Here is a 24,852-nt window from a genome sequence, read left to right on the forward strand (position 1 = left end):
GAGCAAGTGATGATGGTTTTTAATTGATAAAAAAATAGCACTGCGTTGGGGCGCAGTGCTAACAATAGCTTTGACAGGAAAGTCAAAAATACAGGAAGTAAAGGATGGAAATTCCATCCATCCGGAATGATCCGGACAATATGCAAACACAACATGCAATGTTGATAAGCTGGTTAGCCAGAGGGCAAAAAACAGATGGTTAACTCAACATTGCGGGAGGAATAATAGGGTTTCTCTAGCAGTTGAACAATGGACAATTTATAATGTTCAGGATTAAAAAAACTAATGTATTAAATAGTCGAGAAAAGTATGTCTAGACGTTTACCCCCGCTCAACTCATTAAAGGTATTTGAAGCGGCAGCAAGGCACTTGAGTTTTACTCGTGCGGCGGAAGAATTATTTGTCACACAAGCTGCAGTTAGCCATCAAATTAAAGCGTTAGAGGAATTTTTAGGATTAAAACTATTCCGAAGACGTAACCGTTCTTTGCTATTAACTGAAGAAGGTCAGGGGTACTTTCTCGATATTAAAGATATTTTCTCTGCCATTTCAGATGCTACCGATAAGGTATTAGAGCGAGGTTCAAAAGGTGCGCTTACCATTAGTTTACCTCCAAGTTTTGCTATCCAATGGTTAGTGCCGCGTTTAACCGATTTTAATGAACAACATCCTGATATTGATGTGCGCATTAAAGCGGTCGATTTAGATGAAGGTTCACTGACCGATGATGTCGATGTGGCGATTTATTACGGCCGAGGCAATTGGCCGGGACTTCGTGCTGATAAGCTGTATCAAGAATTTATGATGCCAGTGTGTTCACCTATGCTGTTAATGGGAAATAAACCACTGCATAGTCTTGATGATTTGAAGTTTCATACTTTATTGCATGATACCTCGCGTAAAGAGTGGAAGAACTATGTTCGCCATTACAACATTTCCGGCGTTAACGTAAACCAAGGTCCGATCTTCAGTCACTCGACCATGGTGTTACAAGCCGCAGCGCACGGTCAGGGTATTGCGCTTGGTAATAATGTATTGGCACAACCCGAGCTAGAAGCTGGGCGTTTAGTGTGTCCATTTGATGAAGTGTTGGTGAGTAAGAACGCATTCTATTTTGTCTGCCAAGAGCGCCAAGCAGAGACGGGACGTATTCAAATTTTTAGAGATTGGGTATTAGCGAAAGCCCGTCGTGAGCAGGAGGACATGCCTGATGTCGAACTTAGCCAGTGAATACATGATCAATGAACCACAATCAGGCACAGCAATCGCGACTTTTTTGTTTGCCCATGGCGCCGGCGCAGGAATGGATCATAGCTTTATGACAGCCGTTGCCGAAGGGTTAGCCAAGCACGATATTCGTGTGGTTCGGTTTAATTTTCCTTATATGGTGAAACGGGGTGAAGACGGTAAAAAGCGTCCGCCCGATCGTCAGCCAAAACTGTTACTCGACTTCCAACGTCATATTGAAAACTTTGCCGATAACGCGTTAGTGATTGGTGGTAAATCCATGGGCGGTAGAATGGCAAGTTTAATGGTGACGGATATTGCTGCTGAAAGTCCTGATGTCGAAAACTGTGCAACAAAAGTTAATGGCGTGGCGTGTTTAGGCTTTCCGTTTCATCCGCCAGGTAAGCCTGAAAACTTTCGCGGTGATCATTTAAAAACCATATCAACGCCAACGCTGATTTTACAGGGTGAGCGCGATACGTTTGGTACTAAAGCAGAAATGGCTGAATGGACGTTTTCACCTCAAGTAGACATTGCTTTCTTGCCTGATGGCGATCATAGCTTTAAACCGCGTAAAGCATCGGGATATACCGAAGCGCAAAACATTGCAACAACGGTAGTGCAGCTAGCTCGTTTTATTAAGGAAATCAGTCATGACTAACGGATTAGAAAACCGCACCCGTTGGATACTGTTTATCGCAGCGATCAGTGGTGTATTAACCGTAGGGCTTGGCGCATTTGCTGCACATGGTTTAAAGCACCATTTATCACCGTATTTATTGGATGTATTTAAAACCGGCGTCCAGTATCAGGCTTGGCATACCTTAGCGTTACTCGGTTGTGGAATATTGACACGCTTTTTGTCGTCAAAAGCTGTATCATACGCCGCTCTGTTTTTCGCCATTGGTATAATTTGCTTTAGTGGCAGCTTATATGCGTTGGCATTAACAGGCATTAAGTGGTTTGGTCCCATCACGCCGATGGGCGGAGTATGTTTTATTATTGGCTGGGTAATGCTTGCAATCGCTACCTGGCGTTCAGCTTGAGGGTTCCAACGTGAATCATGTTTTATTGTATTGTCGTCCTGGCTTTGAAAAAGAATGTGCAGGTGAAGTTCAAGACAAAGCAAATGCGCTGGAATTGTTTGGTTTCCCTCGGGTAAAAAACAATTCAGGCTACGTATTGTTTGAATTCTACCAAGCTGGTGATGCGGATAAGTTCATCCAACAACAGCCCTTCTCACAGCTTATTTTCGCACGTCAAATGTTTGCTTCATCGCAAATGCTAACCGATCTTCCAGCAGATGATCGTATCTCACCGATTCTTGAAGCGATCGGTGATGATGTGCCGAAATGTGGCGATCTACGTGTTGAAACGCCAGATACGAACGAAGCAAAAGAGCTATTAAAGTTCTGCCGTAAGTTTACTGTGCCGCTACGCCAAGCAATGCGTAAGCGTGAGATCCTATATACGAAAGACAACAGTAAAAAACCTGTGCTACATGTCTGTTTTGTTGCTCCGGGTTGTTGTTTCGTCGGTTACTCATATAGCTCGAATAACTCGCAGTTCTTCATGGGTATTCCACGTTTAAAATTCCCAGCAGATGCACCAAGTCGTTCAACGCTAAAACTGGAAGAAGCTTTCCATGTATTTATTCCACGTAATGAGTGGGATGAGCGTTTAGCACCGGGCATGTGGGGTGTCGATTTAGGTGCGTGTCCTGGTGGTTGGACATATCAATTGGTGAAGCGATCGATGTTCGTTCATGCGATTGATAACGGTGCAATGGCACAAAGTCTAATGGACACAGGCCAAGTTAAACACCACGCAGTTGATGGCTTTAAGTTTGAGCCACCACGCAAGAACGTGACTTGGATTGTATGTGACATGGTAGAAAAGCCTGCACGTGTTGCGCACTTAATGGGTGAGTGGTTAATTAAAGCATGGGCTAAAGAAGCCCTGTTTAACTTAAAACTGCCAATGAAAGGCCGTTACGACGAAGTACTACAAGATATTGAAAATCTAAAAGTCTTCCTGATCCAAAACGGTGTGAAGTTTAAACTACAAGCAAAGCATCTTTATCATGACCGTGAAGAAATCACAGTTCACATTCAGCGTTTAGATACACGCTCTCCACACTAATAGCGTGGATTGAATAGATAGCAAAACGCCACTGGCTAGTGATAGTCAGTGGCGTTTTTGTATCTATCGCTTTATTTTACGCTTGCGGTGCGTGGTAGCGAATATCTTGCAGATTAAACCCTAATACTAAATCTGTTTTTAAACTAGATACCGCTTTACAGGCAAGGGCGATGTCATGGTTGCCATCAATTTTCTTTTTCCACTTAGCTGGTAAGTCATCGGCAGCAAGGATCGCTTCTAAATTAGGATAAAGCTGTAATAGTTCCACTGCCGCTTTCGGCCCAATACCTGCGATACCTGGAATTTTACTTGAGCTAATACCAGCTAATCCCCAGTAGTCAGTCAGCTTATCGGGAGCGACACCGTATTCTTTTTCGATAAAGGCACTATCTAGCCAACGTTCTTGGAAATAATCACGAATACGCAATGTTGGTTGCAGCAGTTGGCAGTAACCTTTATCGGTTGAAATGATGGTGACTTGTTCACCACGAGAAGCGACCTTAAGTGCAAGGGTTGCGACTAAATCGTCGGCTTCATCGCCATCAGATAATAGAGAATCAATTCCCATATTCATAAATGCATCTTGAATAATATCCATGCCCGTCATGAGTTCATCAGGCATTGGCTTTCTGCCTTCTTTGTAATGGGGGAGGATGTCTGCACGCCAGCCACGATCGTCACCATGATGATCGAACACTGCAACAATATGAGTCGGTTGGCTGATCTTGATGATTTTGCTCAATGCGCGACAACAAGTTTCTGCTGTGGCTGGAACATCAGGCTCACCCGGGCGAGCGGCATGAACACGACGAATAAGATTAAGAGCATCAATAACAACAAGATGAATAGCCATAAATGATTTCTATGTAAATAAAAAGGAGCACTAAGGCTCCTTATTGTACGCAATTATAATCATTAATGTTGTGATTATTTTGTTGCGGGCTCTGCGGTGATGATTTCATAACACGGTTCGTATTTACTACCTGGGAGCTTCATACGTTGCTGCTCGACGAAATCTTGCAGCAGCTTATCCATACGATCCATTAGGTATTTATCACCGTCAATCTTAAAGCGACCATGTTTTTCAATTTCATGGATACCTTCTTCTTTGACGTTACCTGCGACAATGCCTGAAAAGGCACGACGTAGATTGGCAGCGAGTTTATCAACGGGTTGATCCATATGAAGATCTAAATTTGCCATCGCTTCATGGGTGGGAGCAAACGGCATTTGGAACTCATCAGGGATCTTCAATGACCAGTTAAAACAATAAGCATCACCATTAGAGCGGCGGTGCTCCTTGATGTCTGCCATGGCAGTTTTCATTACTTGTGCCACTTGTGCAGGATCATCAATGATAATTTGATAATGTTTGGTCGCTTCTTCACCTAGCGTGTGACGAATAAAGTCATCGAGTGTGCGGAAGTAAGCTTCACTCTCTTTAGGACCCGTTAATACTACAGGTAGTGGTTGGTCGGCATTTTCTGGCTGCATCAAGATCCCCAGAATGTAGAGTAGCTCTTCAGCAGTACCAGCACCGCCAGGGAAAATCACGATGCCGTGACCAACACGCACAAAGGCTTCTAATCGTTTTTCGATATCAGGCAGGATCACCAACTCATTAACGATAGGGTTAGGCGGCTCAGCGGCAATAATAGAAGGCTCTGTTAAGCCAATGAAACGACTACTGCCATAACGCTGCTTAGCATGGCCAATAGCTGCGCCTTTCATTGGTCCTTCCATTGCGCCCGGTCCACAGCCTGTACAGACATTTAATTCACGTAAGCCTAGCTCGTTACCCACTTCACGGGTGTATTGGTACTCAGTGGCATTGATGGAGTGTCCGCCCCAGCAGACCACAATATTGGGATCTTCACCAGCATGTAGCGTACGGGCGTTGCGCAGTAAGCTGAACACGAAATCAGTAATGTGTGGTGGGCTTTCAAGATCGATATCGTTACGGCGTGCGACATGTAAATCTACGTAGAGAATATCGCGCAGTACTGAGAACATGTGCTCTTGGATACCGGTAATGATTTTTCCGTCGACAAATGCATGCTCTGGCGGGTTCACAAGCTCGAGTTTGATCCCACGTTCACGACGTTTCAGATTGATATCAAAGTCTTTATTTTTTTCTAATAGTTCTTTTGAGTTATCTGTATGACTACCGGAATTTAGCACTGCAAGTGAACAGTTACGATATAGACGGTATAAATCACTGCAAGCGGTGGCTTTTAAGCTATCCACTTCAATTTGAGAAAGTAGGGACATAGCGCCTACTGGGCTGATATGTGTGATCATAGTAACCTCCCTGGTAACAATGAAACTTCACTTTGGCTCTGGCTTAATATCTCATCAAGTAGAGTAATAGACTGTTATTGAGGTTATTTCCTCCCGATGGATGATGAATTCATGCGTTGGAAGGAGATATATAACGTGTTGTTGTTTTTATTACCATACACAGAGAGTCAGGCTTTGACTAGTGGTGAATAGCAAAAGAGAAAATAGGATCTTACAGATTAATGAATTGATTTATAGCGTTAAACGGCATTGTTATAAGGAAATACCGTTTAACTGTAGGCATTATGAAATCCAAATTAAACGGTTATTTCCAGCATTTTGAGCACTAATTAAGGCTTTTTCTATACGTTCAATAGCAGAGTGATGATCGTCATTACCTTCAAACAATGTGGCACCAATTGATACTGAAATAGAAATATTCTTATCCTTAAAGCGGAAAGGTAAACGGCTTATGGCTTCTCGGATTTTAGTTAAAAGATGCTTTCTACGTTGCTCATCACTGTCGGGCATCAATAGCATAAAGTTATCGCCGCTGACACGCGCTAAACAGTCGGTATCATTTAAACATTGCTGAATAGCCTTAGCGATGATTTTCAGTGCCTTATCACCAGCATGATGACCGAAGTTATCGTTTATATCTCCAAAATCATCAAGGTCGATCAGCGCCACCGCTAATGGGTGTTGGTAGCGTAACCAGTTACGGTATTCATGCTCAATGCGATCCATAAACGCACTGCGGTTATACACTTGTGTGAGTGAATCTCGTAGCATGCTTTTTTCTTGATCTTGCAAACGTTGGCGATAGTGATGTGTTTGCTCGATAAGATGTTGAATTTGATTTTCACTGTGTTGCAACTGTTGAATTAGCGCTTGCTCGCGTGCTTTTAGAGCAATATTACGCTCTACAATGCTATCTAATTCTTGTGCGACGGATACGAGTTTAGGGCTTGCTTTTGTCAGGTCTTTATTATCATTTAACTCAGTTTTGAGTTGTTGTGATACTTGCGATAACTCATTATCTAGCTCTCCTCGATGCTGGTGGAGCACCAAAGATTTCCCTGCTGTTTGATTGGTGTTTTTGTGCAGTTCGGCAAGATCACTATTGATATTATTCAAAAAGGTTTGTGATGCTTGGCGCTCATATAGTGTGGCATCTAAAATTAAGCGCAGTACTTGGAACTGAAGTGTTGCCAGTTTCTCAGTATCAATATCGTTAGTTAACTGATTTTTGATCTCTTGCAGTTTGTTGCCATACTCACCGTTAAAGTCGAGCTCAGTGATCAAGTATTGCAACTCGGAAATCAACTCAACCTGATGTGTTGCTGTTGTCTCACTATGGTGCTGTGCCAATTGCGGTACTTTATTGGCAGAGACCAATTTGATCGTACGCTCATAGAGCTCAACAATACGCACAATACGTAAGTGATTATCGAGTAATACATCAGAGTTATGGGAAAGCACCGCACGTAGATCTCGACGTAGTTGTACGGGAAGATCACGATAACGAGATAAGGTTTCACCAGCTTGGTGGATTTTCTGATCTAAACGAAGATTCTGCTTATGAATAATATCGGCTTGTTGAGTGACTAAACGTTCAACAATGGCAAGGCGTGGAATGAGTTTACTGATATCGGTAGGCTGTTCGAGCTCATGACTGATATTTTGTAAGCGCTCATCAAGCTCTTTATTGATACCGCGACAAGCGATAACTAATCGTGTGATCAGACGTTTTAAGATCACGATTTCACGCCGTGATTTTAATGAGGCATCACGGTAAGAAAGTTGAGCTTGATCTAAACGTTGTTTCAAATTACTCACTTCAGAAACAACGGCATTAATATCTGTCACAGGTTACACATTCATACAATTACAATTAATATCCATATCGTATCTAAGCTTTTTGATTTTTAATCAATGTCTTAGATTTCTTTTTATCTTTCTTATTATCGACACTGAAAAAAAAGCCTGAACAACTTAACTTAGCTTTGTGTCAGTACTGTGATCATTATTCCAGATAATTTCTGCTTTTGATGAACTACGCACTTTAACTAATCCTTTGTCGATCCCTTCGATACAAGAGCGGCGAATATCGCCACAGACAAAGCTTGCTGCCGGTGCGGCATCAATGGCACAAATATGTACCCAGTGGCTTCCAGGATCGGTGTCATTCATATTCAGACCAGCATTCACTGCCATTAATAAAATGTCAATTAGCTCTTGGTCGTTAATAGCGGTATAGGCTCTTGGTAAGAAGGGATATTCCGCCATACCAATCTGAATCGCATTATTAAGGTTGTGCTTTAATGTGTAGTTATCAACGAGCTGTTGTAATGAGTCAGCCAGTTGTTTGGGATCACAACTTAGACGGGCATTTGGCTCAATATAGAGGAACATGGCATCAGAGAAATGATAGATCCTTGCAGGTTCTAATACTTGCTCTTTTAAGTAAGAGCCAAACGCTTTTTCTGCATCTAGACCTTGCTTATAACCTTGCTCTAAGTAAATACGTTTTAAGAACGTGGCTTCAAATAGGGCGAAACGTAAGCGATCACTGAGTGGCTCGTTAATGATTTCACCTAAATGCCATTGCTCGAAGTTAGCACTACTTTGTTGTAATGAGTTCGCTAAACGCGCATTGAGCATACGAAGATTTCGTAAACCACTTCGAGGGTGAGTGTAGTAGTCTACACGTAATTGTGATAGCTGCTCTTTGAGCTGTTTTGAAATATGCTGACGACGCAGTAATAGCAACAACATAGCAGCTAATAAGCCAATCAGTACCATCGAGACTTTTTGTTGCTTATACAGTGCTTTTTCACTTTCAAATTGCTCGCGCTCCATTTCTTCGAGCTTCAGTGAGCGCTCCATCATTTTTTGCTGCTGTTTAAACACTTCAACGTTACTTTTTGAAATGCTTTCTTGCTGGCTGGCATAGAGTTGCTCATAACGGCGCTGGCTTAAAAGGGCATTGTAATAGTCGTTCTGCTTTTCAAACGCTTCCGATAGGATAGATTCTCCCATCAGCTGTAGTTTGATAGCACCGATGCGACTGGCTGAAATCAATCCAGCTTGAAGTGATGTAACAGCATTATCGAGCTTATTTTCAGCAAGCTCTAACTGACCTTGTAAGATCTGGCTTTCTGCAACAATCTTTTCATTACCACTTTGTAGCGCCAAGTTACGAGCTTGAACAATATACTGCTCTGCTTTGGTGTAGTTATACAAATGCAGATAAACACGGGCAATGTTGAGTCGTAATCGTGCTGAACGAACATCATGCTTGAGCTGATTTTCCTGATCTAAGGCATTGAAATAATGCACTAGTGCTAGGTTATAGCGTCCTTGTTGTTCGTAAATAGAAGCAATTAACGTCAGGGTTTTTGCTAACTGTTGGCTACGTTTGTAACGTTCGAAAAACTCACCGGCTTGGGTCGCGTGATCTAACGCTTTATCATAGACTTTTCGTTCATCAAATAGCTCGGCTAGATAGTAGTTAGCTTGCGCGATCTGGCCTTGGTCATCGGTTTCAACCGCTAACCAATAACCGCTGAGTAGGCGATCCAATGCCATATCATAATGATGATGTTTTAAGTAATGCTGACCTAGTTTTAATTGGTAGTTAATTAACTCATCTTGATCATCAAGAGCGACTAAATAACCTTTAGCTTTGATATACAGCTTTTCTGCTTTCTCATCAGCGCCGATATTTGACTCTATATTGGCACGTAGCATTAATGCACGATATTTCAGTACTTGAAGTTGTTTTGTCAGTTTGAGTGATGGCGCTTTACGGCTTTCTTCTTCGATGCTATCTAGCATCTTTAATGCCGTCGCACTGTTGCGCAGATTTTCCCAATAGAATTCCGCTAGTAATAAACGGCTTTCGTAAAGAGGGTAGATCAGACCATTGTCACTGGCGAGCTCTTCGGCTTTTTTGATCACTGCAATTGCTTGTTCAGAGCGATGTAAAATCGATAGTGCTTTGGCTTGAATCTGCAGTGCATTAACCGTGTTCAAAGGGGTACGAATGGTGTGATCGCTTTCTTCATTGATATGAACACGAGCAGGATCTTGAGGTTTACTTAAGCGGCGTTGACTGAGGTACTTCTCAGTAAGCGAAAGGGCACGTTCTGGCTGACTTAATAGTAAACCATTGGCCTCGGAAAGCATTGGGACAGTGTAGACTTTTGCTTGTAGGCTGAAAGAAAGCGAACATAAAACGAGACCAGTACAAAGCAAACGGCGAAAAAACATATCATCCCAAGACTGCAAAAAACGAATAGTGTTGATTTTACTGGCTTAAGGCATCAAGTCCAGCAAAGTAAAGATTTTTGCTGGACTTAATGTTGATTTCGCTAACGAAGTCGAATTACTGACGAGCTAAGCGGAAGTTATCACTAGGAGATTTACCCATATTTGTACGATATGGATTGATATCTAAGCCGCCTCGGCGGGTATAACGCGCATAAACCGTCAATAATTCTGGTTTGCAGTATTTCATGATATCGCTAAAAATACGCTCTACACATTGCTCGTGGAATTCGTTGTGATTACGGAATGAGATGATGTAACGCAGTAGTTTTTCACGATTAATACGCTTGCCTTTATAAGCAATACGTACGCTACCCCAATCTGGCTGGCTCGTGATCAAGCAGTTAGATTTTAGTAGGTGGCTATGCAAAATTTCTTCTACTTCTTCATCTTCAACACTGTCTTCAAGTAGTGCAGGGTTGAAGCTGTAATCGTCAATTTCAATATCTTGATCGTCAATACAAGCGCCAAAGAAATTCACAATCGGTTGCTCACTGAAATCTTCAAGTGGTTGAATGGTGACATCAACGTTATCACCTGCACAACGAGACAAATCGATTTGTAGGGTATCTGCAATATCTTGCCAGCTTTCAAAACGGGTTTGGTTGAAGCTGTTGAGATACAGTTTAAATGATTTTGACTCGATAAGATTTGGGCTTGATGCAGGTAGACGCACTTCACCAATAGCAACTTGTGGTAACCCTTTACTGTTTAGCCAAGACAATTCGTACAACGTCCAAATATCATAGCCAGTGAATGGGAGTGCATCATCACTGATATTAAGATCGGTACGGTTTAGACTTCTTGGCACTGCTTGTAGTAGCGATGGATCGTACTGATCTTTATACTCAGTGGTTTTACCAAGGGTTAAACCTGCTAATTCTTTAGCGTCTTTATATTTACTCATACTGTCTATGACACTCTTGGATTAGAATTGATAGTCCGTAAAAACGGTTTTCAAACCTAAAGTTTACTGAATCTTTAATGAGGTTGCGAATGAATCATCCAGTTACCCGTGCTTTATCTGATTTTTCTTCTCGTTATTTGCAAGCATGGTGTGATGCAGATCGCGGTTTTCCACAAAGTCAGGATCTTGTTGGCTTAGATTCACCTTGTGTTGTTCATGACTCCGGCAATGCTGTGACATGGAAACCTGAGCTAAGAAATCCAATGGGACGATTAGACGGGGTTGAAAAAGGCATTGAATTGACATTGCATGATGATATTCATGCGTTTTACTGTTCACAGTTTAGTGGTGATATGCAGGCGAAATTTGGCGAGATTGAATTAGATCTTCTCCAAGCATTTAACGAAGAAGATATCGACCGCCTTCAACAAAATATTTTGGGTCACTTAGTAACGCAGCGTCGTTTAAAGTTAAAACCAACAGTATTTATTGCAGCATTAGAAGCTGAATTTGAAGTGATCTCTATCTGTAATTTAACCGGTAATGTACTGCTTGAAACATTGGGTAAAGATGTACGAAAAGTACTTGCTGAAAACGTTGAGCAATTTTTAACACAATTACAACCAGTACTTATCGAGGAATAAAAACGTGTACGTTGTTGAGTTACAGTTTGAGTGTTTTGATAACACAACACTATCACGTGTTGATCGTGCGATTAATGGTTTGATGGATGACTTGCGTTACAACGGTCAGGTTTTAGGACGTGAGTTTCCAATCACTATTGATGAAGGGATTTTTCGTGTACGTGCTGTTTGCCCTGAAAAAGACAGCCTGCATCCTAAATTTAATAGCCCACAGGTAAACCGTTGTTTTGATTTGCTCAGTGATGCTTGTTTATTAGCACCAAAAATTAAAGTGCTAGGCGTCGATTTAAACTCAGAGTCTGTGGCAGAAACTGCGCGTCCAACATGGCAAGTGCTATACACCACTTATGTCCACACTTGCTCGCCATTACGTAGTGGTGATTCATTATTGCCGATCCCGTTATATCAAACCCAAGCACCAATTGATGGCGATCATAAAGCGTTGGTGAAGTGGCAAACAGAATGGCAAGCGTTTGATGAAATTCAAATGGCGAATAAGAGCAAACCAGCGATTGAAATGGCACTACATGAAATTGGTGACATTGATAGTGAGCTATTTATACGTGGTAATAAGCTGCGCGAGAATTTAGAGCGTCAAACTCAAGTACCAACCTATTACTATTTATATCGTGTGGGTGGTGAAAATCTAGAAAGTGAAGCGAGTCGTACTTGTCCTAGTTGTGGTAAGGATTGGCGAGTAGGAGAGCCATTACACGGCTTATTCCATTTTAAGTGTGATGATTGTCGCTTGGTTTCAAATCTCTCTTGGAACTTCCAATAGCAAAGTACACTAACGGCATTTAAATAAAAGGCTCCAGAGGGAGCCTTTTATTATTGTTGTGCTTCTAATCTTGCTAAGCGCTCAGATAGGGCTGTGACTTGTTGCTCCAATTGTGCAATGCGCTCATCTGCGGTTAATGTTTTCGTTTGTTTTTCAATTGTCGGTACTTTTGCGTTCTTCTTCCATGCTTGCAGTGCTTTAATAATCACAGGAATCGGCAGGGGATTAGATAATCGCGCTTTGATCAGTGCAACGGAAGGCTCTTTACCTTCGGTTGTTAATGCTGCAATGACACTTTCTAATTCTTGAGTGATTGTCGACATTCTTTTTGTATCCTACATCTATAACCGCATTTACTTTCTTAGTAATGCATCGAGTTGATCTATTACCTCACACCAATCCGCATCTTGCTCTTGGCACTCTTGAATAAATCGGCGTTGTACCTTTGAGAAAAAAGGTGCCTCAGTTATATGTTGTTGCTGAGACAGCTGATGTTGAGTGATAAACACTTGTATAAATTCATCAGAGTTATTTAGCCCTAATTGACTAAATAGATTGGATAAATTGTGCTGGAATGGCTCCATGAGCAGTTCCTTATCATCATGACTGAGATACTAAGCAAAGTATAGTGCATTCCTATTGTCTTTTTTGACTCTTGGCTTTGTGAGAGATCTCTTACAAAGGTGTAAGATAAATCGATTACATGTTTAGTTGATTTCTTTGTTATTAACGATAAGTTAATGATTTATATTAATTCTAATAGCGTTAGCATTTATAGAATTTAATTATTTTATAAACTATTGGTTTGGGTGGATTGTTTAAAATAACCAATCGCGTAATCTTATTGGTGTCGGAAGGAGCTGACGGAACGGAACAGGAATTGACTACAGGATGTAGTATCTCAGGATGAGAAGTTGGTGAACTAGGATGGTTTATCAAACAAGGATTGTGAAGGGACACCGTAGGATACGGTAAGGTAAATAGGATATTTACCAGTCAGGATGACAGATGGAACACTTCAGGATGAAGTAAAGGACACCTCCAGGAAGGAGAAGAGAGTCAGAACAGGATGTGATGACGGGTTAGGATAACCAAAGGAACAACTTCAGGACGAAGTATAAGGACAATGCTGAAGGAAACAGCAGTCAAAGGAATGAGGCAGGGAGCACTATAGTAGCGGGAATGCTGCAAGTAAGACCTAAGGGCGCAACGAAAGTTGCGCCCTCTCTTTTTATTTGAAGAAAAATATCTTTATTAACTCCCCCACCTTTATTGCATTTAAGGTCATTTGTTATGGCTTTACTGTGCCACTTCTGTTGTTAAAACATCAAATGTAAAAGAATGTGAAAACATAAAAATCACCAATCTCTAGCTTTCTTGTGAGAGATCTCTTACAAAGGCGTGGGAAATATGCATTTTAGGTTTCAAAAATATCTTATATTAAATAATTAACATTATGTTTTTATTGTTATTTTATCGTTTTTCTCCTTGTGGTTTATTTTTTCTGAAAAATAAATAAATTTAAGGGTGTGGGTTTTTATTGGTGATTAACGTAATATTAATGGTGTCGGAAGGAGCTGACGGAACGGAACAGGAATTGACTACAGGATGTAGTATCTCAGGATGAGAAGTTGGTGAACTAGGATGGTTTATCAAGCAAGGATTGTGAAGGGACACCGTAGGATACGGTAAGGTAAATAGGATATTTACCAGTCAGGATGACAGATGGAACACTTCAGGACGAAGTAAAGGACACCTCCAGGAAGGAGAAGAGAGTCAGAACAGGATGTGATGACGGGTTAGGATAACCAAAGGAACAACTTCAGGACGAAGTATAAGGACAATGCTGAAGGAAACAGCAGTCAAAGGAATGAGGCAGGGAGCACTATAGTAGCGGGAATGCTGCAAGTAAGACCTAAGGGCGCGACGAAAGTCGCGCCCGCTCTTTTTTCTGCCTTCGCAAAACTTTCCACGCGCTTCACCTCCTTCATTTCTATGCGATCGATTTTTTAACATTATTACTATGTTTGGCCTAGATCTGCCTATTTTATTGGACTTTATGGTCATTTAGCTATTCGTCTTGTAAGAGATCTCTTACAAGTTTGTGGGAGTAATTCTTTTTTTGTATTGGAAAAAGAGTAATAGATTCTCAATATATAAATATAATCAAACGCTTAACCAAATAATTAACATATTAATAAAATGTTTTATTCTTTCATATTCTGTATATATGTTGTTCTCAATGACTAATGCGGTAATATTTATCGTGTCGAAAGGGAACGACATGGGATTTGGAACAGCTAAGGATTAGCTAGTCTCAGGATGAGAAATAGATAGCGGAGCTATCTAACAAGGATTGTGCAGGAACACTACAGGATGTGGTGCAGTAAATTAGGATATTTACTAGTCTGGATGACACGGACACTTTAGGAACGAAGTTTAGGGATAGCGCTCTAGGATGGAGTAAGTGGAACACTCTAGGATAGAGTAGGGAATACCTTCATTGATGAAGTCAGGAACAACTTTAGGATGAAGTAGGGACACCTCCAGGAACGGGAGAGAGAGTCAGTATCGGATATATTGACGGGTCAAGGAACTACCGAAGAGCAACTCTTGGATGGAGTTTGGAGTTACACTGGGGACTTAAGTATATCAAGGATTGATAGCAGGGAGCACCATAGTAGCGGGAAATGCTACATGTAAAGCCATAGGGCGCAACAGATGTTGCGCCCGTTCTTTTTGTGGCTAAGAATTAATACTCTTCACCTTCAGGCAAACGATGCGGTGGAATAAAGAAGTGACTTGCTCGCAGACGTTTCATTTCTAAATAGCCCTGATAAGCATCATGCCCATCAGCAGAAAATTCAAAGATAAATACTGTTCGCCAGCCCCATTCACCATGGTGATCTTTAAGCTTGTGTTTACCTCTAGCAAAACTTAGCAGCTGTAATCCCATATTTTTGCAGCGTTGCTCAATAAAATATTGTGCTAGCTCGGTTTGTCGTCGCTGTTGCCAGAATAAAAAAGCAATGATTGCAACGAGCAGTATTCCTAATAAGTTTTCCATCGATTAATTTCCGTGAGTAGGCTCATCACTGCCCACGCGCATGTTGTTGTAATTTTTGAATTGCAGCGATCAATTCAGGCTCCGCTTGACCATGTAATACTTGCAGCATGATGCCACGTAGAACAGGTAGCATAACAAGATCGGCAAACAGCTGATTAAACAGTGCTTGATCTTCTGTTTGGGCTAGGCGCAATAAGAATTTAGCCGCAATGTCGGTGTTTGATAATCCAGCCCAGCAACGACCAGCAATGGCAATTAAGACTTCACGATGACACAGTTCAGGTTTATCGAGAATATTTTTAAGTGCTTGATGTAACAGTGAAGTGTTACTGCCTGATAAGGCACGAATTAATGCTGAGACCAGAAAAATATCAGGGTTATCGCTATTGATTTCAGCGTCAAGGTGCTCATTTATACGCGCACTCAGTGTGTCTGGTAATGGGCAATGCTCTAAACAGCCCAATAAAGCGTAAAGCGGTGTCATCGGTAAATTCGTAATCGATTTACGGATATAAGTCGCATTATTTTCTTGCTTCATTCGCGCACAGATATCAGCGAGTCCTTGTAAGCCAACACCTTGCCATTGTTCCCAATCCAATTGACCTGATAAGTAATGCTGCGCATGCTCATAATATTGGCTGGCAGGTAAGTCTAATTGTTGACGAAGTTGAGCATGGAAAATAGCCATCTTGTCATCAGTTGGTTTAAAAGTATAAGGATTGGCTGCTAGTTTTTCTTGTTCTTCTTCTGTTGGCTCAGCATTGAGTGTCGCGCCCATCGCTTCAATCACATACTTAATAAAATCACCTACAGCGGCTTGTTTTAATAAACCACGTTCATCAAGCGGTAAACGTAAAAACCAAATCCATGGCGAGTGGTTTGGCTGCCAAAATGAAATGGCTAAGTGTGCGTGTTGCTGTAATGGCCATGGATAAGGCTGGCGATTGTCTTCTACCGCTTTAAATTGTGAAACGTCGATTTCGTTAACACGGCGGCCGAGATCAAAAATGCTGTACTGACAGCCTGCATTATCAAGTAGTTGGGTTAGGGTATGAAATTTATCCATGGACATATCTGTGCTCCTCAATCAGAAATTCAGTATAACTTTTGCAACGGGGCAATCCTACCTATTCACGAAAGGATTTATCTTTATATCAACACAAGGGATGAAGTGTTGTGAGAGTAGAATGAAGCACAAATGAACAAATCCTTGGGTGATGTGTTATCAGGTGCTATTCTGCGCGGCTTTAGTGCAGGAGGAAAAATGGATAAGTATCATCATAGCCAGCGTCTACTTGATGAGTTAGAAGTGGTTTTACGCCAACATTGTCATTGGCAATTAACGCCTCCTGATCCTCAAGCATTGGCTAGCACAGAGCCTTTTGCAATAGATACACTTGATTGTCATCAATGGCTGCAATGGATTTTTATACCTAAATTTGGTCAGTTAATTGCGCTGCGATTACCTTTGCCTGAGAGGTTTGAAATTAGTCCTTATATTGAAGAGGCTATGAAAGAGCAACCAGGTGTTGAAGCGATTTTAGCGATCACTCGTCAGCTTGATTTACTATTTAAACAACACTGAGTACATGTAATGGAACTTGAAATTTTATACCGTGACGAATATTTAATTGCGGTAAATAAACCTGCGGGTATGTTAGTGCATCGCTCTTGGTTAGACAGCCATGAGACTGTTTTTGTGATGCAAACATTGCGTGATCAAATCGGTCAACACGTGTTCCCATTACATCGCCTTGATCGCCCGACTTCAGGTGTATTGTTGTTTGGTTTATCAAGTGAAATTGCAGCAGAAATGATGCCAATGTTCGCTGGTCGCGATATGCATAAAACCTATCATGCAGTGGTACGAGGTTGGATAAAAGAAGCCGCGGTGCTTGATTATCCACTCAAGGTTGAGCTTGATAAAATCGCCGATAAAAATGCATCGGAAGAGAAAGAAGCGCAGCCTGCCGTTACGGCGTATAAACCACTTGCTACTATCGAGACTGATATTGCAGTAGGTCGCTACCCAACCAGTCGTTATTGTTTAGTGGAAATGAAACCAGAGACAGGGCGTAAGCATCAGTTACGTCGTCATATGCACCATTTAAGCCATCATATTATTGGTGATGTTAATCATGGTGATGGACGCCATAATCGTATGTTCCGTGAAAACTATGATTGTCATCGTTTAATGCTACATGCATCAAGATTGCAGTTTGCTCACCCGATCACAGGGGAGCTGATTGATATTCGTGCTGATATCGATGAAACATGGCAACGTGTAATGTCGGCATTTAATTGGTCATCAGATCTATTAGTGCGAGACTAATCGCGCTTTCACAAGTCAAACCTCATTGGCTTGATTTTTAAGCCTATCATTGCCACAGTGGTAATAACGCAACAGTGGCAATGGAGGGCACAATGGCTCGGTTAGGTATTTTTATTGGATCTGTTTATGGTGGCGCAGAAGATCTTGCTGAAGCATTAGCTAGCAGTGCGGCATCGATTGATACTCAAGTGTATTTTGATCCGACACTCGATGATTTTCTTGATTACAAAAATGACACTGTATTGATCATTTCATCGACAACAGGGCAAGGCGAGATCCCTGAAAATCTACTGCCGCTGTATGTCGCATTACAAGATCAATTCCCATTGTTACCTGAGCAAGGTTTTGGTGTGATTGCTATGGGGGATTCGAGTTATGGAGAAGATCGTTTCTGTGGTGCTGGACGCCAATTTGATGCATTACTTTCAGAGCTAGGCGCTAAATCATTACAGCCAAGGTTAGATATTGATGCTGGTATACATTTTGAACCGTTAGAAGTGGCGCAAGACTGGTTTGATCAATTTGTTACCCAACTTTAAAAAGAAGCCTGCATTACGCAGGCTTTTTTTGTTATCAATGGTGTTCGTGATGAAGATTAAATCAGGCATGTTTATTAATCGTTTTGATTAAGGAAGCTTTTAAGATCTCTTGCTGCTCTTCGGTCAGATGGCTACCTTGTTCATTAACTAAAATAAAGAAGTCTTCAGCCCGTTCACCAATGGTGGTAATTTTGGCAGCCTGTAAGCTAACGTTATGCTCGGCAAACACTGAGCCCACTTTAGCAAGTAAGCCTGGCATATCTAAGGCAACCAATTCCATCATGGTCTTTTTGCCAGTTTTGGTTGGCAGAAAACTGACTTCTGTTGGGACATTGAAATGCAATAGCTTACGAGGTGCTCGACGAATTTTTCGCTCTGATTTCATTACTGTGAGCGCTTTGGTTAGTGCTCTACGGATCGTGATATGGCGGTTTTCATTGATCGCTTTACCATTAGGATCAAGCACCATGAAAGTATCTAGGGTATAACCGTCTTTACTGTTCATGATTTGGGCGTCATGGACACTTAAGTTTTTCTTATCAAGCTCTGACACCACAATAGCAAATAGTTTGGCCTTATCTTTGCTGTAGACGAAGACTTCTGTACCACCGCGCGTGGCCTTTTTGCTCAATAAAATGAGTGGTTTGTCATGATCGTGTTGCAATAGTGCTTCGGCATGCCAAGCCAATTGTTTATGGGTATGACGTAAGAAGTAATCGGCTTTAAAGCGTTGCCATAACACCTCAATTTCACGAGGTTGGAAACCTTTGCTACGTAAAATGGCTGACGCTAGTTGTTGATTGTGGCGAATGCGATCTCGTACATCTGGGGTGTTTTCTAGCCCTCGACGTAACGCTTTTTGAGTGGAGTAATACAGCTCCGCAAGCAAGGTGCGTTTCCAGCTGTTCCATAAGTCTTGGTTAGTGGCGCAAATATCGGCAACGGTTAAACAAACAAGGTAATCAAGGCGCTCTTCATCACGTACTTGCTTAGCAAACTCTGCTACTACTTCAGGATCGTAAATATCACGACGTTGTGCTGTGACAGACATCAGTAAGTGCTTTTTCACCAGCCATGACACGATGTTGGCTTCGGGGCGTGAAAGCCCGTGTTGAATACAAAACTCATAGGCATCTACTGCCCCAAGCTCTGAGTGATCACCTTTTCGACCTTTGGCAATGTCATGGAAAATAGCGGCGAGGATTAACAGTTCTTTTTTGACAATACGAGGATAGACCTCACAGCAAATCGGATGGCGTTGTTTGTTTTCGGGAGCAGCAAACTTATTGAGGTTTTTGATCACTCGAATACTGTGCTCATCCACGGTATAGACATGGAATAAGTCAAATTGCATCTGACCGACAATGTGACTCCATTGCGGTAAGTATGCAGACAAGACGCCATGACGATGCATTAATCGAAAGGCTTTTTGCAACGCATTCGGTTGTCGTACTAGTTCCATGAATTTTTCACGGGCAGCAGGAATATCTATGAGAAAACGATTTAAACGACGACGAGCAGTGCGCAATTGACGTAGTGTTGGCGCAGCAATACCTTCAATTTCGGAGTTTTTCGCTACATGTAGAAACATATCTAAAATGGTTTCTGGACGAGCTTGAAATAAAGCGGGTTTGGTCGCTTCAATTAAGTGTCCACGAATTTGAAAGTCTTCATCTAATACAACTGGCGCGACATCTCTTTTGTTAGTGATAATTGCTTGATCAAACAGCTGAAGCAGCATTTTGTTAAGCTCAGCAACGCGACGTAGGGTGCGATAGAACTCTTTCATCATCATTTCAACCGCTTGATTCCCTTCACCTTGGTAGCCAAGATTTGCAGCGACTGATGCTTGATGATCAAAGGTTAAGCGGTTGTCATAACGACGCAGTTCAATATGTAAAGCAAAGCGGATCCGCCAGAGTTCATTTTGGCACTCAACGAGTTCTCGATATTCAGCATCAGTAAGAAAACCATGACGACTCATTTCAAATAAGCTGGTGGCACCAAAATGACGACGAGCAACCCAACTTAAGGTGTGAATATCACGAAGACCACCGGGACTCGATTTAATATCGGGCTCAAGATTATAAGTGGTGTCGTGATAGCGAGCGTGACGGACTTTCTGCTCTTCAAGTTTGGCTTGATAGAACACATGGCTAGGCCAAAATTTTTCTGAGTTTAAGACTTCAGTAAGGTGTTCGAAGATGGCTTTGTTACCGCAAAGATAGCGGGCTTCGGTAAGGTTGGTTGCAACGGTTAAATCGTCTTTACCAATGTTAAAGCAATCATGCACGGTACGGACACTTTGTCCTACTTCTAAGCGAAGATCCCACAAAAGCGTAACAAATTCGCTTATTTTGGTACCGACAGCGTCTTCAATCGGGTCTTCACTTAAAATAAGAATATCAACATCAGATAAGGGGTGGAGTTCACTTCGACCATAACCGCCAACCGCGACTAACGCTAAATCTTCCTGTTGCGAAAACCCATAAAAATGCCATAAACGTTGGAGTAATTGATCGATATAGCGGCTACGTTCAGTGACGAGATCGGCAATAGGAACATGTTGGAAAAAACGTTGTTTTTGATGCTCTGCAAACGCTGTTAGTGCTTGGCGTAGTTTTTCTTGGGTAATGTCTTGATCTGCGTAGCTATCAAGTTGAAGAGAAAGAGTATCCGTCATTGCTGTCCATGCCATTGTTGAATCTTAGCTTTACTATAACCACAACCACATCGGAACAACATGTATAGATAGAAAAAAACCGACACATATGGTCGGTTTTTATTATCTTGTTAACTGAGTAACCATTATGCGTTGTGCATTAGGCGAGGCAGTGATTCTTCTTTACGTAGTGTTAAGATCTCACAACCTTCTTTTGTTACTAGTAGCGTGTGTTCCCACTGAGCTGATTTCTTACCGTCTACAGTGTAAACAGTCCAGCCGTCTTGATCATCTGATTCACAGCCAAATTTACCCGCGTTGATCATTGGCTCAATCGTAAAACACATGCCTTCTTTCAATACAGTGCGATCGCTGTTTTTGTAGTGAACCACTTGTGGCTCTTCGTGGAACTCGTTACCAATACCGTGACCACAGTAGTCTTTAACGATAGAGAAACGGCTATTACCCGCTTTAATGAATTTTTGAATAGCAGTACCGATATCGCCAACACGTGCGCCTGGTTTTACTTTCTTGATCGCTAAGTACAGGCTTTCTTGTGCAACACGGCAAAGACGCTTGTCTTCAAGTGATACTTCACCCACTTCAAACATCTTAGAAGTATCACCGTGGTAACCATCTTTAATGACTGTGACGTCAATGTTGATGATGTCACCATCTTTAAGCACAGCAGGCTTGTTGAATTTACCATTAGCTTCAGGTACTTCTTCATCCGCTTTTGCTGGAATACCGTGACAAACAACGTGGTTGATTGAAGTACAGATTGATTTCGGGAAACCGTGGTAGTTTAGTGGTGCAGGGATCGCTTGTTGCTCTTTAGTGATGTAGTCATGACAAATACGATCAAGCTCTTCGGTAGTTACACCAGCTTTAACGTGGGGTTCGATCATTTCTAGCACTTCAGCAGCCAAACGGCCCGCTACGCGCATTTTTTCGATTTCTTCAGCCGTTTTGATCTTAATGCTCATATAATCGTCTCTATTCGGATGTTTTGCTATAACGCTATGTTACCAGTCGCTAGGGGAGAATGGAAAGATAAGATTAATTCTCATAACCAGATTTGACTGGATTTAGCGACTAAATATGTGGTATAAAGCGCGCCGTGATCAGTGATTTTGTTACTTTCATACTAAGTGTATTTTTGCTTTAGCACTAATATATAGGTACGAAGGTGCAACTTAATTGAGTCATACATACTTAATTTTATTATTCACACATATCGACACATCTGCCGGGGTGCTCGGTTATCTTCGATTAGATAACGATAGCTTATTGCTGTCATCGGGTCGGTTTTAAGATGGGATATGTGGACGCCTAACCCCATAGAGGATTATTCAATGGCAACTGTATCAATGCGCGACATGCTTCAGGCTGGTGTACACTTCGGTCACCAAACTCGTTACTGGAACCCAAAAATGAAGCCATTCATTTTCGGCGCTCGTAACCGTGTACACATCATCAACCTAGAAAAAACTGTACCAATGTTCAACGAAGCACTAGCTGAAATTGAAAAAATTGCAGCTCGTAAAGGTAAAGTTCTTTTCGTTGGTACTAAGCGCGCAGCTAGCGAATCAATCAAAGAAGCAGCAGTAAGCTGTGACCAGTACTACGTAAACAACCGTTGGTTGGGTGGTATGCTGACTAACTGGAAAACTGTTCGTCAGTCAATCAAGCGTCTTAAAGATCTTGAAGCTCAATCTACTGATGGTACTTTCGAGAAGCTAACCAAGAAAGAAGCGCTAATGCGTACTCGTGAAATGGAAAAGCTTGAGAAATCACTAGGTGGTATCAAGAACATGGGCGGTCTACCAGACGCAATGTTCGTAGTTGGTGCTGATTGTGAGCACATCGCAATTAAAGAAGCTAACAACCTAGGTATCCCAGTATTTGCTGTTGTTGATACAAACGCAGATCCAGACGGTGTTGACTTCGTTATCCCAGGTAACGATGACGCAATCCGTGCGATCCAGCTTTACACTGGTGCTGTAGCTCAAACTGTTAAAGAAGCTCGCAACCAAGATATCGCTGTTCAAGCTGAAGAAGACGGTTTCGTAGCTGAAGCTTAATAAGTACTTGGTACTTTACAGAGCCTCTTAAGTTACCTTGTGTAAACTAAGAATGGTTACCAGGGGCCGCTAGAGGCCCCTGATTTTTACTCAAAGAATTAAATCTGAGGATTATGACAATGGCAACAGTTACAGCTGCCCTAGTTAAAGAACTGCGTGAGCGTACTGGCGCAGGCATGATGGAATGTAAAAAAGCGCTAGTAGAAGCTAACGCTGACATCGAGCTAGCAATCGAAAACATGCGTAAGAGCGGTGCTGCTAAAGCTGCTAAAAAAGCGGGTAACGTAGCTGCTGAAGGTACTATCATCATCAAGAACAACGAAACTACTGCAGCTCTTGTAGAAGTTAACTGTCAAACTGACTTCGTTGCTAAAGATGGTAACTTCCTTGCTTTCGCTAACGAAGTAGCTGACGCTGCTCTAGCTAGCAAAGCATCTGTTGAAGAGCTTCAAGCACAATTCGAAGAAGCACGTGTTGCTCTAGTTGCTAAGATCGGTGAGAACGTTTCTGTTCGCCGTGTTGCTTACATCGAAGGCGAGCAAATCGCTACTTACCGTCACGGTGAGCGTATCGGTGTTGTTGTTGCTGGTAACGGTAACGAAGAAACTCTTAAGCACGTTGCAATGCACGTTGCTGCATCTAAGCCAGAGTACGTTAACCCATCTGACGTACCAGCAGACGTAGTTGCTAAAGAGCGCGAAGTTCAAGTTGAAATCGCAATGAACGAAGGCAAGCCTAAAGAAATCGCTGAAAAGATGGTTGAAGGCCGCATGAAGAAGTTCACTGGCGAAGTTTCTCTAACTGGTCAAGCTTTCATCATGGAACCTAAGAAAACTGTAGGTGACGTGCTTAAAGAAGCTGGTGTTTCTGTTTCTGGTTTCGTTCGCCTAGAAGTTGGTGAAGGTATCGAGAAGCAAGAAGGCCTAAGCTTCGCTGAAGAAGTAGCATTGGCTCAAAAAGGTTAATCCTTTTTAGCGAATAGCTTATAGAAGACCGTAGCCATGGCTGCGGTCTTTTTACAACTCCATATCTCAAGTTAGCCTGGAAGGTAAAACACATGACCACAAATCCAAAACCAACTTATCAACGAATTTTGCTTAAGCTAAGTGGTGAAGCACTACAAGGCGAAGAAGGTTTCGGCATTGACGCACAAGTTCTTGACCGTATGGCTCAAGAGATCAAAGAACTCGTTGAATTAGGCGTACAAGTAGGCCTAGTTATTGGTGGTGGTAACTTATTCCGTGGTGCAGGCCTTGCAGAAGCAGGTATGAACCGAGTTGTGGGCGACCACATGGGTATGCTAGCAACTGTAATGAACGGCTTAGCAATGCGTGATTCTTTGCACCGTGCCTATGTGAACGCTCGAGTAATGTCAGCTATTCCTCTTAACGGTGTGTGTGATAACTACAACTGGGCTGATGCGATCAGCCAATTACGTCAAGGTCGTGTAGTTATTTTCTCTGCGGGTACGGGTAATCCTTTCTTCACAACAGATTCAGCTGCGTGTCTACGTGGTATTGAAATTGAAGCAGATGTTGTACTGAAAGCAACCAAAGTGGACGGTGTTTACACAGACGATCCAGTTAAAAACCCAGATGCAACTCTTTGTGATAAGCTAAGCTACCAAGACGTGCTTGAAAAAGAATTAAAAGTAATGGATTTAGCGGCATTTACACTTGCTCGTGACCACAAGATGCCTATTCGCGTATTCAACATGAATAAGCCAGGTGCACTACGTCGTGTAGTAATGGGTGAGCAAGAAGGTACGCTAATCACTAGCGCTTAAGCACAGTGGACAACTGATTAACTAAAAAAGTAATAATAGCTTTTTTATTGTGACCGAATAATCAAGGGT

General features: G+C 42.0%; 23 protein-coding genes. 12 read left to right on the top strand and 11 right to left on the bottom strand.

All coding sequences use genetic code 11. From position 1 onward, the window contains the following. Nucleotides 1-309 precede the first annotated feature (309 nt). From Q7657_RS11860 to rlmM, 4 genes are read left to right on the top strand one after another with little or no spacing between them, the layout of a single operon-like run. Entirely contained in the window at nt 310-1,230 is a 921-nt protein-coding gene (locus Q7657_RS11860) for a transcriptional regulator GcvA (RefSeq protein ID WP_042116732.1), read from the top strand. After that, nucleotides 1,211-1,888 carry an alpha/beta family hydrolase gene (locus Q7657_RS11865; RefSeq protein WP_107167215.1) on the top strand — a complete coding sequence of 226 codons (678 nt, stop codon included), beginning with the start codon at nt 1,211-1,213 and terminating at the stop codon, nt 1,886-1,888. Before Q7657_RS11860 ends, Q7657_RS11865 begins: the two co-directional genes overlap by 20 nt. Continuing rightward, nucleotides 1,881-2,273: a DUF423 domain-containing protein gene (locus tag Q7657_RS11870; RefSeq protein ID WP_107167214.1), complete on the top strand. Its 393-nt coding sequence runs from the start codon at nt 1,881-1,883 to the stop codon at nt 2,271-2,273. Before Q7657_RS11865 ends, Q7657_RS11870 begins: the two co-directional genes overlap by 8 nt. 10 nt (nt 2,274-2,283) lie before the next feature. Further along, entirely contained in the window at nt 2,284-3,369 is a 1,086-nt protein-coding gene (rlmM, locus tag Q7657_RS11875) for a 23S rRNA (cytidine(2498)-2'-O)-methyltransferase RlmM (RefSeq protein ID WP_107167213.1), read from the top strand. Between the two features lie 76 nt (nt 3,370-3,445). Here rlmM and xni read toward each other — a convergent pair whose 3' ends face one another. The 5 genes from xni to queF form a co-directional block, all read right to left on the bottom strand. Then, nucleotides 3,446-4,222, bottom strand: coding sequence for a flap endonuclease Xni (gene xni / locus Q7657_RS11880; protein ID WP_107167212.1), 777 nt, complete (start codon nt 4,220-4,222; stop codon nt 3,446-3,448). 74 nt (nt 4,223-4,296) lie between these two features. Then, nucleotides 4,297-5,670, bottom strand: coding sequence for a nucleotide 5'-monophosphate nucleosidase PpnN (gene ppnN, locus Q7657_RS11885; protein WP_107167211.1), 1,374 nt, complete (start codon nt 5,668-5,670; stop codon nt 4,297-4,299). A gap of 282 nt (nt 5,671-5,952) precedes the next feature. Next, on the bottom strand, nt 5,953-7,518 hold the full coding sequence (locus Q7657_RS11890) for a GGDEF domain-containing protein (protein ID WP_107167210.1): 1,566 nt from the start codon (nt 7,516-7,518) through the stop codon (nt 5,953-5,955). A gap of 126 nt (nt 7,519-7,644) precedes the next feature. Then, complete coding sequence (locus Q7657_RS11895; RefSeq protein WP_107167209.1) at nt 7,645-9,924, bottom strand: tetratricopeptide repeat protein; 2,280 nt, start codon at nt 9,922-9,924, stop codon at nt 7,645-7,647. 115 nt (nt 9,925-10,039) lie between these two features. Next, a complete protein-coding gene (queF, locus tag Q7657_RS11900; RefSeq protein WP_053989498.1) occupies nt 10,040-10,888 on the bottom strand; it encodes an NADPH-dependent 7-cyano-7-deazaguanine reductase QueF in 849 nt (282 codons plus the stop codon). Between the two features lie 89 nt (nt 10,889-10,977). Between queF and syd the strand changes: the two genes are divergently transcribed. Continuing rightward, nucleotides 10,978-11,532, top strand: a complete 555-nt coding sequence (gene syd, locus Q7657_RS11905; protein WP_053989497.1) for a SecY-interacting protein — start codon at nt 10,978-10,980, stop codon at nt 11,530-11,532. Nucleotides 11,533-11,536: 4 nt separating this feature from the next. Further along, nucleotides 11,537-12,313, top strand: coding sequence for a Zn-ribbon-containing protein (locus Q7657_RS11910; protein ID WP_053989496.1), 777 nt, complete (start codon nt 11,537-11,539; stop codon nt 12,311-12,313). Between the two features lie 50 nt (nt 12,314-12,363). On the opposite strand, the gene Q7657_RS11915 is transcribed toward Q7657_RS11910, so the two are convergent. From Q7657_RS11915 to Q7657_RS11930, 4 genes are all read right to left on the bottom strand, one after another. Further along, nucleotides 12,364-12,636 (bottom strand): hypothetical protein, encoded by a 273-nt coding sequence (locus Q7657_RS11915; RefSeq protein ID WP_008986219.1) that lies wholly within the window; start codon nt 12,634-12,636, stop codon nt 12,364-12,366. Between the two features lie 30 nt (nt 12,637-12,666). Further along, nucleotides 12,667-12,897, bottom strand: a complete 231-nt coding sequence (locus Q7657_RS11920) for a DUF2789 family protein (protein WP_008986220.1) — start codon at nt 12,895-12,897, stop codon at nt 12,667-12,669. Between the two features lie 2,168 nt (nt 12,898-15,065). Beyond that, complete coding sequence (locus Q7657_RS11925) at nt 15,066-15,380, bottom strand: DUF3301 domain-containing protein (protein WP_008986221.1); 315 nt, start codon at nt 15,378-15,380, stop codon at nt 15,066-15,068. 25 nt (nt 15,381-15,405) lie between these two features. Further along, the gene (locus tag Q7657_RS11930) at nt 15,406-16,446 is read right to left on the bottom strand and encodes a DUF3549 family protein (RefSeq protein WP_181319899.1); all 1,041 of its coding nucleotides are present in this window, start codon (nt 16,444-16,446) and stop codon (nt 15,406-15,408) included. A gap of 198 nt (nt 16,447-16,644) precedes the next feature. Here Q7657_RS11930 and Q7657_RS11935 point away from each other — a divergent pair, with 198 nt between their 5' ends. The 3 genes from Q7657_RS11935 to Q7657_RS11945 all read left to right on the top strand — a co-directional run bounded on the left by Q7657_RS11935 (nt 16,645) and on the right by Q7657_RS11945 (nt 18,251). Continuing rightward, the gene (locus tag Q7657_RS11935) at nt 16,645-16,965 is read left to right on the top strand and encodes a YqcC family protein (protein WP_107167238.1); all 321 of its coding nucleotides are present in this window, start codon (nt 16,645-16,647) and stop codon (nt 16,963-16,965) included. A 9-nt stretch (nt 16,966-16,974) separates the two neighbouring features. Next, on the top strand, nt 16,975-17,712 hold the full coding sequence (truC, locus tag Q7657_RS11940; RefSeq protein ID WP_107167207.1) for a tRNA pseudouridine(65) synthase TruC: 738 nt from the start codon (nt 16,975-16,977) through the stop codon (nt 17,710-17,712). A 92-nt stretch (nt 17,713-17,804) separates the two neighbouring features. Next, nucleotides 17,805-18,251: a flavodoxin gene (locus Q7657_RS11945; RefSeq protein WP_107167206.1), complete on the top strand. Its 447-nt coding sequence runs from the start codon at nt 17,805-17,807 to the stop codon at nt 18,249-18,251. Between the two features lie 61 nt (nt 18,252-18,312). Here the strand turns inward: Q7657_RS11945 and glnD are convergent, their stop codons facing one another. Beyond that, the gene (glnD, locus tag Q7657_RS11950) at nt 18,313-20,934 is read right to left on the bottom strand and encodes a bifunctional uridylyltransferase/uridylyl-removing protein GlnD (RefSeq protein WP_107167237.1); all 2,622 of its coding nucleotides are present in this window, start codon (nt 20,932-20,934) and stop codon (nt 18,313-18,315) included. A gap of 125 nt (nt 20,935-21,059) precedes the next feature. After that, nucleotides 21,060-21,899, bottom strand: a complete 840-nt coding sequence (gene map / locus Q7657_RS11955) for a type I methionyl aminopeptidase (RefSeq protein WP_053989492.1) — start codon at nt 21,897-21,899, stop codon at nt 21,060-21,062. Nucleotides 21,900-22,268: 369 nt separating this feature from the next. On the opposite strand from map, the gene rpsB reads away from it, so the two are divergent. From rpsB to pyrH, 3 genes are all read left to right on the top strand, one after another. Next, nucleotides 22,269-22,997, top strand: coding sequence for a 30S ribosomal protein S2 (gene rpsB / locus Q7657_RS11960; protein WP_008986228.1), 729 nt, complete (start codon nt 22,269-22,271; stop codon nt 22,995-22,997). A 119-nt stretch (nt 22,998-23,116) separates the two neighbouring features. Continuing rightward, nucleotides 23,117-23,962, top strand: coding sequence for a translation elongation factor Ts (gene tsf, locus Q7657_RS11965; RefSeq protein WP_107167205.1), 846 nt, complete (start codon nt 23,117-23,119; stop codon nt 23,960-23,962). A gap of 92 nt (nt 23,963-24,054) precedes the next feature. After that, complete coding sequence (gene pyrH / locus Q7657_RS11970) at nt 24,055-24,783, top strand: UMP kinase (protein ID WP_008986230.1); 729 nt, start codon at nt 24,055-24,057, stop codon at nt 24,781-24,783. The last annotated feature ends 69 nt before the right edge of the window (nt 24,784-24,852 follow it).

Origin of the sequence: Candidatus Photobacterium acropomis, from assembly GCF_030685555.1 — a bacterium.
Lineage (GTDB): Bacteria > Pseudomonadota > Gammaproteobacteria > Enterobacterales > Vibrionaceae > Photobacterium > Photobacterium lucens.